Origin of the sequence: Schaedlerella arabinosiphila, assembly GCF_003885045.1 — a bacterium.
Lineage (GTDB): Bacteria > Bacillota > Clostridia > Lachnospirales > Lachnospiraceae > Schaedlerella > Schaedlerella arabinosiphila.
In genome coordinates, this window is record NZ_RHJS01000002.1 from 4,865,720 (window position 1) to 4,881,976 (window position 16,257).

Below are 16,257 nucleotides of genomic sequence, written 5' to 3' on the forward strand. Positions count from 1 at the left end.
AGGCTGTAAAATCGTGAAGAAGGGCGAAGTTTATGAGCGCAGTCTTTTTACCGTCAAGAACAAGCTGTTCAAGCAGGAGAATTTTGTTGACGAGGTAAAGCATTTCTGTACTGACCTTATCAATCTTCTTGTAAAAGATGACAAAGAGAAACTCCATGTGTTCGACAGCAGCGGATTGTATCTTGCCACCAAGAAGATAGGAAAGAATAACCCGAAAGCAGAACAGATACAGACCGATAACGAAATGTGTATGCGCTGGAATTGTGAGGTAGACAGGGCAATTGTCAGCGGTGTTTCTGAAACGGAGATACAACAGATAAAGAAAAAATATATCACAGACCGCATCAGAGAATCCGTTGATATATTCGGCAGCCAGCCGGAACGTCTGGGAAGTATTATAATGACTGCTGTTACGGCGCTGGCGTTGCTGATTTCTAAAGTATTGGATAAGGCGAAGGAACTGTCTGCAAAGTTTTTTGAGAAAGAATTGTTACAGCCGATTGCAGAGTCAAGCGAGGGAAGAACGGCAGAAATAATACCGCAGACGGATAAAATGCCAAAGCAGGAACAAATCACGCATAAAGAACCGACTGACGATTTATCGACACAACAACGTACATTGCAGCCCAAAACACAGACAGCAGAGCCGGAAACACCACAGATACCGCCAAAGCCCGTCATGTCCGCTGAAGCTGCCGCATATCCAAAGCTACTAAAGATTTATAAGGAGTTAAACCGTCAAAACGGGATTATCTTTGACGCAGAACGAATGCGCAATGAGTTGGAACTGGAACGTGACAGCCTGAAAGGATTGGCAAAACTGACAAAGAAAGGGGAACTGCAAAGTAGGATTGACCGCAAGAATGAGGAAATCGACCTTTTGAAAGTCGGTTTGTCGGGGATAGTCAAGCGATATGGATTCCAGGCGGTTCATGATTTCTACAAAGTCTTTTCTGTCTCTAAAACTGCTAATGCCGAATATCGGAACAAGGTGGATAAATGGGAAGAACAATACGGGGAAAAAGTACAAAACAAGGAAGAAAGCATATCCAAACGGTTACGGAATTATCAAAGGGAAAATGCAGACAGACAAACAAAACAGATTTCAAAAAGCAGAAACAGAGGGGCAAGATGACATGCCCCTCTAAAATTTTATTAAGATATTTTTGGCTTGTAAAAACTTTACATCAATTTTACGATGCCACGATATTGGATTTGATATTTGCGCTATATGATATAGCTGTAAACTTCAAGAAAAACAAAAAGCAAAGGAGATTCAAAAAATGAAAACATCAAAAAAATTCTTGGCATTTGCCCTTGTGAGTGTTCTAATGCTGTCTGCATTAACGGGGTGCAGTAATAAGAACGGGGGAGCTTCCGGCAAGTTTGATACGGCAAGAGAGATCAATGTGCTTACCCGCGAAGATGGTTCGGGGACACGCGGCGCGTTCATAGAGCTGTTTGGAATTGAGCAGAAAAATGAAGCGGGAGAAAAAATTGACTATACAGCAGACACCGCCGCCGTTACAAATTCTACGTCTGTTATGATGACAACGGTTGCCGGGGATTTATACTCTATCGGATATATTTCTCTTGGCTCCATGAATGATACTGTAAAGGCGATTCAGATCGACGGCTGCGAAGCAACGATTGAAAATATCAAAAATGGTACATATAAGATCGCGCGTCCCTTTAACATTGCAACAAAAGACGGTTTGAGTGACACGGCGCAGGATTTTATCGACTTTATTATGAGTGCGGACGGTCAAGCGGTGATTGAGGAAAATGGATATATTTCTGTATCTGATGCGGGAAGTTACAGCGGAGAAATGGATTCGGGCAAAATTATTGTAGCGGGTTCCAGCTCTGTCACCCCGGTTATGGAAAAACTCAAAGAAGCCTATCTTGAGAGAAATCCGGGCGTTACGATTGAGATACAGCAAAGCGATTCTTCTACTGGTATGTCTGACACGATAGACGGAACCTGCGATATAGGTATGGCTTCCCGTGAGCTGAAAGATTCCGAAATGGAAAAAGGACTGACCGCTACCGTAATTGCAATGGACGGTATTACAGTGATTGTTAATAATGACTGTCCCATAAATAACCTTACAAGTGAACAGGTAAAAGATATTTTTATGGGTAATGTGGTTCGTTGGAGTGAAATATCACAGTAGGATTTTAAGAGGCTGCGGTAAGAAAGCCGCCGCCCCTTTTCAATAAGGAGCATGATTATGAAGAATATAAAAGAAAAAGTGATGAAACTGCTTTTTTTCTTGACAGCCCTTGTTTCCATAGCAGCGGTAATTCTAATCTGCATATTCCTGTTTGCAAGCGGTATCCCTGCAATAAAAGAAATAAGCGTTTTCAAATTTTTGCTGGGTACAAGCTGGAAACCCGCAAATAATCTCTATGGGATTCTCCCTATGATTGTCGGCTCTTTCTATGTAACTGCCGGAGCATTGATTATTGGCGTACCGATTGGAATATTGACAGCGGTATTCATGGCAAGATTTGCTCCGAGAAGTATCTATGCGCCTTTGAAAGCTGCTATTAATCTAATGGCGGGGATTCCGTCGGTTGTGTACGGTTTTTTTGGATTGGTAGTCTTAGTGCCTTTTATTCGGGAAGCCTTTGGCGGGCGCGGTATGAGTGTTCTTACGGCTTCTGTCCTGCTGGGGCTGATGATTTTACCTACCATTATCAGCGTTTCGGAAACTTCAATCCGGGCTGTCCCGGAAAGTTACTATGAGGGAGGGCTTGCTCTTGGAGCTTCCCATGAAAGAAGTGTATTTTTTACGGTTCTTCCCGCAGCAAAGAGCGGTATTTTTGCAGGGGTTGTATTAGGGATTGGGCGGGCAGTCGGTGAAACAATGGCGGTTATGATGGTTGCCGGAAATCAAGCGGTTATCCCGGACAGTATGCTTTCCGGCGTTCGGACACTGACCACAAACATTGTATTGGAAATGGGATATTCTACGGATTTACACCGTGAAGCGTTAATTGGTACGGCTGTTGTTCTGTTTGTTTTCATTCTCATTATCAATCTGTCCCTCTCCCTGTTCAAAAGGAGGGTGAAATAAATGGTTGGGAAATTGAAACGGAAATGGTGCGCATACAGACGAGACCCTAAATCTTTTGTTCTCTTTCTTTCTGTATGCCTTGCAGCAATGATTACAATGCTTGCGCTTATTTTTATTAGTGCATATATATTGATAAAAGGGATTCCAAATTTAACGCCGGATTTATTTGACAGCAAATATACAACAGAAAATGTGTCCCTGCTTCCGGCACTTATCAATACACTGTTCATTATGCTGCTTTCTCTGCTGTTTGCAGTTCCCGTAGGAATTGGTGCAGCAATTTATCTGACAGAGTACGCAAGACGGGGAAATAAACTGGTTCATATCATAGGTATTACCGCTGAAACATTGTCTGGGATTCCGTCAATCGTTTATGGGCTGTTCGGTTCCCTGTTCTTTGTAAAATATCTTGGGCTGGGGTTGTCTTTACTGTCCGGGGCTTTGACTTTGAGTATTATGATTTTGCCGCTTATTATGCGGACAACAGAAGAAGCCTTGCGAAGCGTTCCCGACAGTTACCGTGAGGGCAGCTTTGGGCTTGGAGCCGGAAAGCTACGAACCGTGTTCTCTATTGTCCTGCCCTGCGCTGTTCCGGGTATTTTGTCCGGCGTTATTCTTGGAATCGGGCGTATCGTCGGGGAATCGGCGGCACTGATCTTTACTGCCGGAACCGTTGCAGAAATAGCAACAAGTATTTTTTCGTCGGCAAGAACTTTATCCGTCCATATGTATTCTATTTCGGGCGAGGGGCTGTATATCAAGCAGACCTACGCAACTGCGGTTGTATTATTGGTTGTTGTCATTCTGATAAATGCACTTTCTGGGTTTGTGGCAAAAAAGATAGGAGGTAAAAATACAGATGGATAAAATCGTGGTTGAGGATTTGGATTTATTCTACGGAAACTTTCAAGCCTTGAAAAAAATAAATGTGGCGTTTAAGGAACACGAAATTACCGCGCTGATCGGACCGTCGGGCTGCGGTAAATCGACATTATTAAAAACATTGAACCGAATGAATGACTTGGTGGAGGGCTGCCACATCAAAGGGACTATCCGTTTAGACGGTGAAGATATTTATGGAAATATGGATATTAACCTACTGCGTAAACGTGTGGGAATGGTATTTCAAAAACCGAATCCGTTCCCTATGAGCATTTATGACAATGTTGCCTTTGGAGCAAGGACACATGGTATCCGTTCTAAAGCTGCGCTGGACGAAATTGTAGAGCGTTCCTTAAAGGGGGCGGCAATTTGGGACGAGGTAAAAGACAGGCTGAAAAAATCTGCGCTTGGTATGTCGGGCGGTCAACAGCAGCGTCTTTGCATTGCCCGCGCTTTGGCAGTGGAGCCGGAAGTTTTGCTGATGGACGAACCGACCAGCGCACTTGACCCTATTTCTACGGCAAAGGTAGAGGAACTTGCCGCAGAATTAAAAAAGGACTATACCATTGTCATTGTGACACATAATATGCAGCAAGCACTCCGAATTTCCGACAGGACAGCGTTTTTCCTGCTTGGAGAAATGGTGGAGTTTGGCGAAACAGAAAAATTATTCTCCATGCCGCAGGACAAGCGGACAGAGGATTATATTACGGGGAGGTTTGGATAATGCGCCTAAAATTTGATGAACAGTTAGATTTATTAAATAAAGAGTTGATTACAATGGGGGCTTTTTGTGAAAATGCGATTGCTATGTCCGCAAAAGCTCTGACAGAGGGGAATCCCGCGCTTGCAAAGGCTGTTCCCGATCTCTCTGTCCAGATAGACCACAAGGAGCGCGAAATTGAAACTATGTGTCTAAAACTGCTCTTACAGCAGCAGCCAGTGGCAAAAGATTTGAGGGTTGTATCGTCCGCGCTGAAAATGGTGACAGATATGGCAAGAATCGGAGATCAATCCGCAGACATAGCGGAAATTATCACATTAGCCAATATCCACGCCACCGACGACACACAGGTTATCCATGATATGTCGGTTGCTGTCATTAAGATGGTAACAGACAGCATTGACGCTTTTGTGAAAAAGGATATGCAGATGGCGAAAGCCGTGATAGATTATGATGATGTGGTAGATTCCTTTTTTGATAAGGTGAAGAAAATGTTGATTGAGCTTTTCAGTAAACCCGAAACAGACGGTGAATATGCCATAGACCTGTTAATGATAGCAAAATATTTTGAGCGTATCGGAGATCATGCGGTCAATATTGCAAAATGGGTTCTGTTCTCAATCACAGGGAATAAAGAGGGGTGAGTATACCGCCGTTGATGAAATACAGGTAATATGGTATGATTGAGTTCGGAATATTGCCACAGGAAAGAAAGGAGCGGATTTATATGATTTATTGTGTTGAGGACGACAGCTCTATCCGTGATCTGATGATATACACATTAAATTCTGCCGGATTTAAAGCAAAAGGTTTTGACTGCGCGGACAGCTTTTTTGACGCTTTGCAGACAGAAAAGCCCCAGCTTATTATGCTTGATATAATGCTTCCCGGCGAAGATGGCATTTCCATATTGAAAAAGCTGCGTATGCAGGGGACGACAGAGGATATTCCTGTTATTATGGCGACAGCCAAAGGAACCGAATATGACAAAGTAACCGGGCTTGACTTGGGGGCTGATGATTACCTTGCAAAGCCGTTTGGCATGATGGAAATGGTTTCCCGTGTGAAAGCGGTATTGCGCCGTACAAGCCCGAAAGAAGAAACAAAAAAGCTAAAAATTGGAAATTTAGAATTGAATTTGGAAACATATATTGTACTTGTAAACAACGAACGGGTTCAGTTGACACTGAAAGAACATAAGCTGCTCCATATTTTTATGGAAAACCCCGGACGGGTGTTTACACGCGATCAGCTTCTTGAAATGATATGGGGCATTGACTACATAGGGGAAACCCGAACCGTAGATGTTCACATTGGAACACTCCGAACAAAATTAGGCGAATGTGGGAGCTATATTGAAACGGTACGGGGAGTTGGGTATCGAATGGAGGGGGAAGTATGACGAAACGAATTTTTCGTTCAATCTGCCTTGTCGCATTGACTGTTTTTCTCGCGTCTGTTGTCCTGTTCATGGGTGTTCTGTATGAATACTTTTCAAATGTTGAACAGGCACAGCTAAAAATGCAGACAACCCTTGCCGCACAGGGCGTTACAAATGAGGGTATTGATTATTTCCATGATTTGAAAGTGAAAAATTACCGTATATCATGGATTGATACAGAGGGAAATGTCATTTTTGATAGTGCGTCTGATACTGCGGAAATGGAAAATCATTTAGAGCGGGAAGAAGTGCGGGAAGCCCTTTCTTCGGGCTATGGTGAAAGCAGACGGTATTCTGCTACTTTGATGGAGCGTTCGTTTTATTCCGCGCAGAAACTTGATGATGGCACTATATTACGGCTTTCTATATCTCAAAATTCTATTTTGACTCTCCTTTTAGGCATGACAAAGCCGATTTGCATTATCTTTGTGATTGCGCTGTTTCTTTCCATTGTTTTAGCTATTCAAGTTTCAAAAAAAATAGTAAAGCCATTAAATGAAATTGATCTTGATAATCCGTTGTCAAATGAGGGCTATGATGAGCTTTCCCCTTTTTTACGGCGTATTGACAGCCAGCAAAAACAGTTACGGGGACAGAAAGCCGAACTTCTCCAAAAAGAGAATGAATTAAATACGATTATCGGCAGCATGAATGAGGGCATGATTCTCTTAAATCAAAAAGGAAAAATTATCAGTATAAACCCTGCGGCAAGAAAACTGTTAGACGCTGACACAGACTGTATCGGTTCTGATATGCTGTCCTTGTGCCGTAATCTTGAATTGCAGGAAATCCTTACAAAAGCCTTGCAAGGGGAACGGGGCGAGAACATTATCCGGCTGTATGGAGAAAGCTATCAAATTGACGCCGATCCGATCACTTCTGAAAATATTGTGAAAGGAGCCGCACTTTTCTTTTTCAATGTGACGGAAAAAGAAAAAGCGGAACAGATACGCCGAGAATTTACCGCTAATGTGTCCCATGAATTAAAAACCCCGCTTCACTCCATTTCCGGGTATGCGGAGCTTTTGAAAAACGATATGGTAGAGGAGAACGATAAAATACCTTTTGCCGGAAAGATTTATGATGAAGCCGGACGTATGATACGGCTTGTAGAGGACATTATCAGTCTTTCGCACCTTGACGAAGATGCGGACGATATGCAGAGGGAAAATATCGACTTATACACATTGGCAGAAAAGGCGGTACAGAGCTTAGAGCCACAGGCAGATACTGTATGTGTTGCATTGGAGCTTTCCGGCGTTCCGGCTCCCCTTAACGGTATACCCCAGCTTTTATACAGTGTGATTTATAATCTTTGTGACAATGCGATTAAGTATAATCACGAAAACGGAAAAGTAATGGTGAACATACAGAATGAAAACGGCATGGTAGTTTTATCAGTGGAGGACACAGGGATAGGAATTGCACCCGAACATCAAGAGCGGATTTTTGAGCGTTTCTATCGTGTTGATAAGAGCCATTCTAAGGCAGTAGGGGGAACCGGGCTTGGGCTTTCTATTGTGAAACACGCCGCTAAAATCCATAATGCCAAAGTTGATGTAAAAAGTCATGTCGGAAAAGGCACGACGGTTATTGTAACATTTCCCAAATAAAAATATGAACGGTTTTATTACCTCTTGTCATAAGTGTTAATTTAGAAAAAGCTGAACCGATAACATATATAATTAGCAGTTATCGGTTCAGTTAATTTGTTTCAATTTGTTCATTAAAAAGCTACACTATGCAAATATTGATATAGTAATTATAAAAATTACCACAATTCCAATGAATCTTCCGCATCCACCCACATCTGCATATTTCCATCAAGATAGAGCCTTGCGTATTCAAGCGGCTCGTCTATTGCCAGAGTATTTAAGGCACATTCAGAGCAGGGAGTAGTTTTCAACCCTTCTTCCGCTTTATTGCAGTCTATCCGTAAAAAGTTGCCTACATAAGTGTATACGTCAATGCTGTTATGGTGGATATTGTATGTTGCGTAAATCATATTTATTTTATCTGTCCTCTTTTCAATGATTTTTTGAAAGCATTTCAATCAGTTTACCAATTCCCGTATATTATGTGTTATAATATTTTATGTGATTTTGTTTCCCTCATTTTTTCCCTTATCAGGGTTCGTAATGCCCTGTGGGAATATATAACACAAGGGAAACCTTAAGGGAAAGTTCATCTGCGATAAACTTAGTGTTTTCAAGGGTTAGCAAGGATTTTAATAATAAAATATAACAGCTAATATTTCCCTTGAAAATCATCAAAGCACAATCGGAATTTGGGGAAGTAGTATATGGTTAGAGAAGTTGAAGAAAACGAATTAAATGAGCTATTAGAATTATATTTATTTTTGCATGAGAAGTTTTTGCCAGAAATGACAGAACATTTAAGAAATACTTGGAGAACTATTATGCAAGATGAAAATCATCATATTATTGTTAAAGAGATAGATGGTAAAATTGTATCCTCTTGTGTATGTGTGATTATTCCAAATCTAACAAGGAATATAAGACCATATGCCTTTATAGAAAATGTTGTTACGCATGGAGATTACAGAGGAAAAGGATATGCAACAGAATGTTTAAATTATGCGAAGGGGATAGCAGAGAAAACAAACTGTTATAAAATGATGCTACTTACTGGTTCAAAGAAAGAAACCATCCTTAATTTTTATAGGAATGCTGGTTATAATAGTACAGATAAAACAGCGTTTATACAATGGTTTGAATAATCTCTACAACTAAAACAGCTTCCAGCTTTTCGGAACGCGAAATACAGTCAAAAAATCAGCAATTTTTATGGAGGTATATGTAATGTATAAAACCGTATTGATTGAAGGAATCACCACCGAGAATGTAACAGAAAAAATAAATGACAAAGTGACAGAAATGAAAAAAGAAAGCTATCAAATTAAAACCATGTCATTTTTAGGAACAGAGAGAGCCGTGTTAGTTTTCAAAAAAGGATTGAAAAGCAGTTTGCTCTAATCATGATTTCGCCAACTTTATAATTAGACCATTTTCAGTTTGTTGGACTGCTCCATATAATTGCAGATCCGTATTTGGAGGAATGACTTACTATGGATGTCAGACTGGTGAGAATTGGCATTGAAGATGCAGAAAAATTGTGGAATATGCAAATAACAGCTTTTAAAGAATTATATGACAAATATCAAGATACGGAAACCAGCCCTGCAGCAGAACCTATGGACAATATAATTATGAGATTAAAGCAGCCATTTACTTATTACTATTTTATCATTGCAAATGGCATAGCAGCAGGTGCTATAAGAATTGTTGATAAACATGAATATAGTGTAACCAAGCGAATATCACCTGTTTTTGTAATGCCGGAATACAGAAATAGAGGATTGGCGCAAAAGGCGATAAAATTAGCAGAAGAAAAACATGGATGTTCGAATTGGGAATTGGAAACTATATTAGAAGAAAAAGAAAACTGCTATTTATATGAAAAAATGGGATACTGTAAAACAGGAGAGTTTAAAGCAATAAATGAAAAAATGACATTGGTATTTTATAAAAAGGATTGATGCAGCTTTCAACTTATCGAAATGCGAAATAAAGTCAAAAAATCAGAAGCTTTCCACCGGAGGAATTATTATGAACACTACAGGAAATTTTATTTTGGCTATTATATGGATTCTTGCATCGCCATTATGGTTCTTTTTATAAAATTTGTAAAGGAGATAACCCTATGAAAAAATTCAGTCCGGAAGCTGAAAAAATAATGATTGAACGTTTTGGAAAAGACACGGTTATTGCGTTGGCAACAGTAGAAAATAACCCAACTATTGCAATATCTGGTGAATGGTTTACAGCCCATGGAAAGGGTATCAACTTAGGTTATTTTGGAAAGGAAGAAAATCATTTAATTGCCGAAAAACTGAAAAATGTCTTTGCTGAATGGATTGATAACGGACATAATAATTTTAATGATGAGAATACTATAATTTTATGTGTAGAATTAACAGACGGACTGTTACTTTCACATGGAACAAGATATGAGTTTTAGACCTTTTGAAAAAAAAGAGGTTTGAAATTGATTTAAAATTCAAATTTGTCGGTAACTTAGAATATATGCACTGTTGATTATCGGTAGACACACCTTGTCAGGTAGCAAATTAAGGCAGTTCTCGCTTTGTGTCCTGTTCTTTATCAGGCAGTTTTGATAGAATTTTTCTGAAAGGAGAAAAATAATGAATCAAGAAAAAGTAGGAAAATTCTTAAAAGAACTCCGTAAGCAAAAAGGACTTACCCAAGAACAAATTGCAGAAATATTTCATGTATCAAACAGAACAATATCCCGTTGGGAGAATGGCAACAATATGCCAGATTTAGATATTTTGATTGAAATATCAGATTATTATGAAGTTGACTTACGGGAAGTTCTAAATGGAGAAAGGAAAAGCGAGAATATGGATAAAGAAATGAATGAAACTGTATTGCAGGCAGTAGATTATACAAACACAGAAGCAGAACGATACAATAAGCGTGTACGAATATGCAATGGAATAGCAATGCTTTTAATATTAGCTTACACCATCATTAAAGACACAAGCCTTTATGATCATTCGACAGTTGTGGCTGGACTGGATATTGTACAGGGATTTGCAGTTGGAATGCTTTTTGTGGGTTTGTTATATTCAAGCCGCTATGGCGCAAGGATTAAAGTATTCAAGGAACGGCTCATGAAAAGACAAGGATAAGCAGTATCGGTAATAGAACACTATATTTTGGTCATGGTAAACCAGTTAGTAATAATCAATGTGTAAAATGAGTTCCATCTGTGCGGTTTATTCCCGAGAAGCAACGAGCCAAGTAGCCATGCTTGCATGGATATTTGGCGACTGCCGCGAGAGTCAAAGGAGCCATCGGAAAAGTCCTTTACTGCCATGACGGGCGGAAACGTTGTACATAAGGGGGAAGCGTTTGGGGATGAGGACGATATGCTGTTTGTGAACATGCAGTTTTCGGATCAGCGCTTCGCGGTATTGGAATGGTGCTCCGCGTTCCATTGGGCGGAGCACTATGTTCTGATCCAGGGAACAGAAGGCGCCATTAAGATTGACATGTGCAATTGCGGGGAAACCGTAAAAATCGGAGGTAAGGAAGAGCATTTTCTTGTGCATGAGTCGCAGGAGGAGGACGACGACCGGACAAGGATTTACCACGGCACAGAGATGGACGGCGAGATCATTGGATAGGGCAGATGGGGGCGGGAATCGATTACGTGAAAGTCGGTTTTCTGATAAAAGGCCGTGTCAGATAATCTATGTAAGTAAATTGTCTGAATATTCGCATTGACTGCTTGATTATCATAACTCGAATTGCCGGAATCCTATCAAGGCAAGGGTTTCCGACTTTACAGGATTTTGACAATTCGATAAAATCAGAATTGTGGTCTGGACAATTCACACAGATTATCTGACACTCTCCACAAACGGTTGAAAAATAAAGTTCGAGCATTAGCAATCTCTAAAGATCCAGTCCGGAGCCCCTTCACATCCCCGATCTGACAGCTTATCTTTGTCACAGATAACAGAAATATCGGGCTCTATCCATATCTTATCATTCGCATTCAGATTGACAGCGAAATGGAGACACGGCTACATCATTGGCAGAACATACCGGAGATCTGCAAGGAACTTTCCCTAAGTTGCAGCCGTGCAGCGTGGGATACAAATGAAGAAGGCATGTGACAGGGACAGCATAAAGGGATTGATGGTTACTGTTCACACGGTGTCGTGCACTTGCTGCACGGCATCCGGCCAATTCAGTGATGGGGGCGGGCATCCAGCCCCTCGCCGTCAGGCGACTTAAAATGGGCTGGATGCGTTACAGTTCTCGGCCGGTCAGGCCGTGAACTGTAACGATTGATGACTGGGATCTTCGGGAACCGGAAGATTTCTATGGAAAAGCCACCGCTTAGTTGCTATAATGTATTTAATAATCTAAGGCAGGGGATAGTTTAAGGATGATGGAAGGAGCGTGGAAAGAGATGGAGATGCGAAAGAAAAAACTTCCGATAGGGATTGAAAATTTTGAAGAAATCAGGAAAGAAGATTTTTACTATATAGATAAAACAGGGCTTATTATCGAATTACTTCATAACTGGGGAGCGGTGAATCTATTCACTCGTCCCAGGAGATTTGGGAAATCGTTGAATATGAGCATGCTGGAACACTTTTTCTCATTGGATGGAGATAAGAGTATTTTTAATGGGCTTGAAATTTCAAAAGAGACTGCGCTTTGTGAAGAATATATGGGGAAGTATCCGGTTGTATCCATTTCCCTGAAAGGGATGGATGCGCTTAATTTTGAAAGGGCATTTCGGATGGGAGCCCGGGCTGTGAGACGGACAGCGGGGGAAGTGCAGTATCTTTTGGAGAGTGATAAGTTAAGTGAGAGTGACAAATTAGAATATCAGAGCCTTTTGGACAGCAATATGGACGAATCTACATTTTGTGACAGCCTGAGAATCTTGTCAGAAATGTTGGAAAAGCATCATAATACAAAAGTTATCCTGTTGATTGATGAATATGATGTTCCGTTGGCAAAAGCCCATGCGAATGGATACTATGATCAGATGATCTCCCTGATCCGAAGTCTGCTGGGAGAAGCACTCAAAACAAACAACAGTCTGAAATTAGCGGTGCTGACAGGATGCCTTCGGATTTCAAAGGAGAGTATTTTTACCGGGTTAAATAATCTGAAGGTACGTTCTGTTACCGATGTACGGTTTGATGAGTATTTTGGATTTACGGATGCGGAAGTAAAAACGCTTTTAGAGTATTATGGATATCCGGATAGTTATGATGTAGCGAAGAAATGGTATGACGGATACCATTTTGGCAATGTAGATATATATTGTCCATGGGATGTATTAAATTATTGTGATTCATTATTGGATGATAAGGAAGCGCAGCCGGAGAATTACTGGATTAATACCAGCAGCAATGATGCGGTGAAGCGGTTTATTCAGGAATCAGCGAATTATGCGACTAAACGAGAAATTGAAAGCCTGGTAGCAGGTGAGGTTATTACGAAGGAGATTCATCAGGAACTCACATATCCAGAGGTTTACCAGACGATAGACAATATCTGGAGCCTGCTCTTTACCACAGGTTATTTGACTCAGCGTGGGAAGGCAGAAGGAAGGCAGATGAAGCTGGCAATCCCCAATTTGGAGATCCGGGATATTTACGTGACGCAGATCATGGAATTTTTTAAAGAGAATGTCCGGGAAGACGGGGATACGCTGAACCGTTTCTGTGATGCCTTGCAGAATGAAGATACAGAGAATGTAGAGAAGATTTTCACAGAATATTTAAGGAAGGCCATCAGTATCCGGGATACGGCTGTAAAGAAAGAAATGAAAGAGAATTTTTATCATGGAGTTTTGCTTGGAATTTTGGGAGTGAAAACCCGGTGGGGGATTTCTTCCAACCGGGAAATGGGAGAGGGCTATGCGGATATCCTTGTGGAACCGGATACCGGAGATATGGGGATTATCATAGATGTGAAATATGCACATGACGGAGATCTGGACGGGGCATGTAAGGAGGCATTAAAGCAGATAGAATATACAAAGTATGAGGATAACCTTGAAGACGATGGGGTAGAGAATATCCTCAAATACGGGATTGCATGTTATAAAAAGCGGTGCAGGGTTATGCTGGTAAAAAATAATAGGGCTGCCATTGCCATGGCGGATGCGTGCACGAAATCCAGATTTGAGGATCGGAAGGTGAAGCTGAGCGAGATCACCTTAAAAAGTACCGAAAAAGCGGTTGACATTCGAGATTTGCAGTGCTAGAATAGGATTCAATAAAAAAGGGTGTTAGCGATTATCCATGCTATCGGACGACCTGGAAAGCCGAGCCAAAAGGGTGTTAGTGGATAATCGCTAGCACCCTTTTTTACGCTCAGGGGAAATATTTCCCGGCATCTGTATGGCCGGATGTTTGAGCGATCATTCAACCGCACAGGTAGAAAAATTTTAGGGAGGACAAAAGAATGAGCGAAAAAAGAAACAGCGAAAAAAGAAACAAAGTGAATCCAATGGCGTGGGTATTTCTGGCAATTGTACTTGGTATCGCAAGTGCATTGATCTGGGGGGAGAAAATGTCTTTTTTGGCCCCTGCCGGCAACATTTTTATCAATTTGATTAAAATGTGCTGCGTGCCCCTGGTCATGTGCAGTATCATGAAAGCGGTTGCAAACATGAATGACATGAGAAAGCTGGGAAGAATCGGCGGCAAAATGCTTGGTCTATATATAGTATTCGGCGCAGTTTCCGGAATACTGGGACTGATTCTGGCATTTATGACAAATTTGGGAAGCGGTATTGCCCCGTCAAATGCGGAGGAGGTAGAAGCGCAGTCCTTTAGTGTACTCGAAGTGATTGTAAATATGGTTCCGTCCAATGTGTTTTCTGCGATGTCAAATTTTGAACTGCTTCAGTGTATTTGAAAGAAGAAAACAGTCCGGTAAAAATCCAGGGCCTGGAAAAAGCCTGAATTTTTACCGGACTGTTTTTTCTTATCTATCAGGGGCATAAATCGTTATTTCCCGACAGCCCCTTTGACTGAACAATAAGGAAAAAGTGATTTGTAATAGGTTTGTCGTGCCCGTGCAGCCAAAGCTATTGACAGCAAGCTGACGGGCATCAAAATTCCAGCCGTGCGGTTGGATGCTCTCTTAAAGCTGGCAGATCGTTTGGATCATGTCTGTCATGAGGGCATCCCGCTCAATGCGGTACACATATCTCATAGTATGCCTTCCTTCCGAAAATACATACCCCGAGGCCCCCGCAATCTCCGGGCAAGGTACGAGCCGGTCGTTCATAAAACGCTGGTCGTCGTTGAGCAGCCACGCTACCGCCGTCACATCCCAGATCACCTTTGCCCAGGCCAGGCCTGCCGCCCATTCTTCTACATCCTGAATGGCATACCCGGCCACATATTCCGCAAGTGGATTTTTTCCTGTAAAATACTTCTCCAGTTCCGGCCTGCTGATCGAGAATCTCTCCACTACACCCCAGCAGGGCAATTGTACCAGAGGAACCCCGCTGTTAAAAAGAATCCGCGCTGCGGCAACATCCTCAATCAGATTAAATTCCTCCATCTCCTCACAGTGAAAAGCACTGCCCCCCAGCCAGACGACCACCATCCGCTCTGCAATCTCCGGCCGCTTTAAAATCGCGGAAGCAATATTGGTTGCCGCTGCAATTCCAATGACATATAAAGGGTCCTCCGCTGAATGCGCCATGGCCCTGCAGACCAGATCCTCGGACGCTTCGGAAACCGCCGGGGATACCGCGTCTTTCAGAAAATGCTCCGCCCCTTTGAATACCCTGTCCCGATATTGGGAGGCGCCTGCCAGATCCAGCAGCTTTAAGATCTCCTGATAGCTTTTCTCCATCCCTTCTTTCGGAGAGTCTGCCTTTTCGTTTAAAAAAGGCGCCGCGTAGATAGCCTGCAGCCGAAGCCTGTCCGTATTTCCAAGCAGGTATGCCAGCGCAAACTGGTCGTCCACCTCGTTATATGTATCCGTATCTATGACCACATCAACCGGATGCCCCGGACACTGCAGCATGCGGATTCTCTGTGTCTCTTCCAAATCAAGCCACCTCCGTACAGATCATTCTTTTTCCCATTCCGGCTGCTGTTTTGCCGCAGCCCTTTGCTTTATATGTATTGTGCAATTTGTTCACAAAACGCTCTGTATGATCGTTTTATTGCAGCATTTATTTTATTTAATTCTGAGTGTTCTGTCAATATCTTCTCACCCACTTTATCACCAGACAGAAATAATCGTTACAGTTCACACGCACTTGCTGCACGTCATTCGGTCAATTCAGTGATGGGCCGGTCTTGTTATCTCGATATCGTACACCCTGCCGTCTTCCAGTCCATACTTTTTGAAGAAGCTTCCCTCATTGATACCGAAGGAAATATAGGATGCCAGATCCTGGAATACCAGCGTTTCTCCCACCGCCACATCTCCAAAGGTCTTTGCATACACGGTTTTTTCATGGAAAATTTCTTCTCCGTTCCGTATGGATCGTGGCTTTCAATCACGCCTTTTGCATAGCCT

Annotated in this window: 18 protein-coding genes and 2 pseudogenes; 16 read left to right on the forward strand and 4 right to left on the reverse strand. The window is 41.9% G+C overall.

From position 1 onward, the window contains the following. Positions 1-13 precede the first annotated feature (13 nt). The 8 genes from EBB54_RS22935 (at position 14) to EBB54_RS22970 (ending at position 7,743) form a co-directional block, all read left to right on the forward strand. The gene (locus tag EBB54_RS22935) at positions 14-1,135 is read left to right on the forward strand and encodes a hypothetical protein (protein ID WP_193554381.1); all 1,122 of its coding nucleotides are present in this window, start codon (positions 14-16) and stop codon (positions 1,133-1,135) included. 148 nt (positions 1,136-1,283) lie between these two features. Further along, positions 1,284-2,177 (forward strand): substrate-binding domain-containing protein, encoded by an 894-nt coding sequence (locus tag EBB54_RS22940; RefSeq protein ID WP_125129132.1) that lies wholly within the window; start codon positions 1,284-1,286, stop codon positions 2,175-2,177. A 57-nt stretch (positions 2,178-2,234) separates the two neighbouring features. Continuing rightward, positions 2,235-3,083, forward strand: coding sequence for a phosphate ABC transporter permease subunit PstC (pstC, locus tag EBB54_RS22945; protein ID WP_125129133.1), 849 nt, complete (start codon positions 2,235-2,237; stop codon positions 3,081-3,083). After that, a complete protein-coding gene (gene pstA / locus EBB54_RS22950; protein WP_016223442.1) occupies positions 3,084-3,950 on the forward strand; it encodes a phosphate ABC transporter permease PstA in 867 nt (288 codons plus the stop codon). Continuing rightward, positions 3,943-4,692 carry a phosphate ABC transporter ATP-binding protein PstB gene (gene pstB, locus EBB54_RS22955; RefSeq protein WP_004071609.1) on the forward strand — a complete coding sequence of 250 codons (750 nt, stop codon included), beginning with the start codon at positions 3,943-3,945 and terminating at the stop codon, positions 4,690-4,692. The genes pstA and pstB overlap by 8 nt, the downstream gene beginning before the upstream one ends. Beyond that, positions 4,692-5,333, forward strand: a complete 642-nt coding sequence (gene phoU, locus EBB54_RS22960; RefSeq protein ID WP_004071611.1) for a phosphate signaling complex protein PhoU — start codon at positions 4,692-4,694, stop codon at positions 5,331-5,333. The genes pstB and phoU overlap by 1 nt, the downstream gene beginning before the upstream one ends. 83 nt (positions 5,334-5,416) lie before the next feature. Next, positions 5,417-6,091 (forward strand): winged helix-turn-helix domain-containing protein, encoded by a 675-nt coding sequence (locus EBB54_RS22965; RefSeq protein ID WP_125129134.1) that lies wholly within the window; start codon positions 5,417-5,419, stop codon positions 6,089-6,091. Beyond that, positions 6,088-7,743 carry a sensor histidine kinase gene (locus tag EBB54_RS22970; protein ID WP_125129135.1) on the forward strand — a complete coding sequence of 552 codons (1,656 nt, stop codon included), beginning with the start codon at positions 6,088-6,090 and terminating at the stop codon, positions 7,741-7,743. The genes EBB54_RS22965 and EBB54_RS22970 overlap by 4 nt, the downstream gene beginning before the upstream one ends. Positions 7,744-7,901: 158 nt before the next feature. On the opposite strand, the gene EBB54_RS22975 is transcribed toward EBB54_RS22970, so the two are convergent. Beyond that, the gene (locus EBB54_RS22975; protein WP_016223438.1) at positions 7,902-8,135 is read right to left on the reverse strand and encodes a DUF6061 family protein; all 234 of its coding nucleotides are present in this window, start codon (positions 8,133-8,135) and stop codon (positions 7,902-7,904) included. A 297-nt stretch (positions 8,136-8,432) separates the two neighbouring features. On the opposite strand from EBB54_RS22975, the gene EBB54_RS22985 reads away from it, so the two are divergent. From EBB54_RS22985 to EBB54_RS23005, 6 genes and pseudogenes are all read left to right on the forward strand, one after another. Further along, positions 8,433-8,870, forward strand: a complete 438-nt coding sequence (locus EBB54_RS22985; RefSeq protein ID WP_125129136.1) for a GNAT family N-acetyltransferase — start codon at positions 8,433-8,435, stop codon at positions 8,868-8,870. An 82-nt stretch (positions 8,871-8,952) separates the two neighbouring features. Then, positions 8,953-9,126, forward strand: a complete 174-nt coding sequence (locus tag EBB54_RS30595) for a hypothetical protein (protein ID WP_170178103.1) — start codon at positions 8,953-8,955, stop codon at positions 9,124-9,126. A gap of 92 nt (positions 9,127-9,218) precedes the next feature. Continuing rightward, positions 9,219-9,689 (forward strand): GNAT family N-acetyltransferase, encoded by a 471-nt coding sequence (locus tag EBB54_RS22990; protein WP_125129137.1) that lies wholly within the window; start codon positions 9,219-9,221, stop codon positions 9,687-9,689. A 164-nt stretch (positions 9,690-9,853) separates the two neighbouring features. Then, the gene (locus EBB54_RS22995; protein ID WP_125129138.1) at positions 9,854-10,171 is read left to right on the forward strand and encodes a pyridoxamine 5'-phosphate oxidase family protein; all 318 of its coding nucleotides are present in this window, start codon (positions 9,854-9,856) and stop codon (positions 10,169-10,171) included. 184 nt (positions 10,172-10,355) lie between these two features. Next, entirely contained in the window at positions 10,356-10,865 is a 510-nt protein-coding gene (locus EBB54_RS23000; RefSeq protein WP_016297919.1) for a helix-turn-helix domain-containing protein, read from the forward strand. A gap of 186 nt (positions 10,866-11,051) precedes the next feature. Beyond that, positions 11,052-11,357 (forward strand): annotated as a pseudogene (locus EBB54_RS23005) (Gfo/Idh/MocA family oxidoreductase); the annotation flags it as partial. A 282-nt stretch (positions 11,358-11,639) separates the two neighbouring features. Here EBB54_RS23005 and EBB54_RS32325 read toward each other — a convergent pair. Continuing rightward, positions 11,640-11,753 (reverse strand): annotated as a pseudogene (locus tag EBB54_RS32325) (Uma2 family endonuclease); the annotation flags it as partial. Between the two features lie 404 nt (positions 11,754-12,157). Between EBB54_RS32325 and EBB54_RS23015 the strand changes: the two are divergent. Together EBB54_RS23015 and EBB54_RS23020 are read left to right on the forward strand one after the other, a co-directional pair. After that, on the forward strand, positions 12,158-13,975 hold the full coding sequence (locus EBB54_RS23015; RefSeq protein ID WP_243127898.1) for an AAA family ATPase: 1,818 nt from the start codon (positions 12,158-12,160) through the stop codon (positions 13,973-13,975). A gap of 200 nt (positions 13,976-14,175) precedes the next feature. Further along, positions 14,176-14,631: a dicarboxylate/amino acid:cation symporter gene (locus EBB54_RS23020; RefSeq protein ID WP_125129139.1), complete on the forward strand. Its 456-nt coding sequence runs from the start codon at positions 14,176-14,178 to the stop codon at positions 14,629-14,631. Positions 14,632-14,859: 228 nt separating this feature from the next. Here the strand turns inward: EBB54_RS23020 and EBB54_RS23025 are convergent, their stop codons facing one another. Continuing rightward, positions 14,860-15,780 carry a nucleoside hydrolase gene (locus EBB54_RS23025; protein WP_125129140.1) on the reverse strand — a complete coding sequence of 307 codons (921 nt, stop codon included), beginning with the start codon at positions 15,778-15,780 and terminating at the stop codon, positions 14,860-14,862. 237 nt (positions 15,781-16,017) lie between these two features. Continuing rightward, positions 16,018-16,221 (reverse strand): SAM hydroxide adenosyltransferase, encoded by a 204-nt coding sequence (locus EBB54_RS30260; RefSeq protein WP_330554706.1) that lies wholly within the window; start codon positions 16,219-16,221, stop codon positions 16,018-16,020. Between the last annotated feature and the right edge of the window lie 36 nt (positions 16,222-16,257).

Bases quoted from the DNA above. Each gene is read 5' to 3' on its own strand.
- pstC (WP_125129133.1), top strand. From the start codon at position 2,235: ATGAAGAATATAAAAGAAAAAGTGATGAAACTGCTTTTTTTCTTGACA.
- pstB (WP_004071609.1), top strand. From the start codon at position 3,943: ATGGATAAAATCGTGGTTGAGGATTTGGATTTATTCTACGGAAACTTT.
- EBB54_RS22975 (WP_016223438.1), bottom strand. From the start codon at position 8,135: ATGATTTACGCAACATACAATATCCACCATAACAGCATTGACGTATAC.
- EBB54_RS22965 (WP_125129134.1), top strand. From the start codon at position 5,417: ATGATTTATTGTGTTGAGGACGACAGCTCTATCCGTGATCTGATGATA.
- EBB54_RS23020 (WP_125129139.1), top strand. From the start codon at position 14,176: ATGAGCGAAAAAAGAAACAGCGAAAAAAGAAACAAAGTGAATCCAATG.
- EBB54_RS23000 (WP_016297919.1), top strand. From the start codon at position 10,356: ATGAATCAAGAAAAAGTAGGAAAATTCTTAAAAGAACTCCGTAAGCAA.
- pstA (WP_016223442.1), top strand. From the start codon at position 3,084: ATGGTTGGGAAATTGAAACGGAAATGGTGCGCATACAGACGAGACCCT.
- EBB54_RS22940 (WP_125129132.1), top strand. From the start codon at position 1,284: ATGAAAACATCAAAAAAATTCTTGGCATTTGCCCTTGTGAGTGTTCTA.
- EBB54_RS30595 (WP_170178103.1), top strand. From the start codon at position 8,953: ATGTATAAAACCGTATTGATTGAAGGAATCACCACCGAGAATGTAACA.
- EBB54_RS23015 (WP_243127898.1), top strand. From the start codon at position 12,158: ATGGAGATGCGAAAGAAAAAACTTCCGATAGGGATTGAAAATTTTGAA.
- EBB54_RS22970 (WP_125129135.1), top strand. From the start codon at position 6,088: ATGACGAAACGAATTTTTCGTTCAATCTGCCTTGTCGCATTGACTGTT.
- EBB54_RS22995 (WP_125129138.1), top strand. From the start codon at position 9,854: ATGAAAAAATTCAGTCCGGAAGCTGAAAAAATAATGATTGAACGTTTT.
- EBB54_RS22985 (WP_125129136.1), top strand. From the start codon at position 8,433: ATGGTTAGAGAAGTTGAAGAAAACGAATTAAATGAGCTATTAGAATTA.
- phoU (WP_004071611.1), top strand. From the start codon at position 4,692: ATGCGCCTAAAATTTGATGAACAGTTAGATTTATTAAATAAAGAGTTG.
- EBB54_RS22990 (WP_125129137.1), top strand. From the start codon at position 9,219: ATGGATGTCAGACTGGTGAGAATTGGCATTGAAGATGCAGAAAAATTG.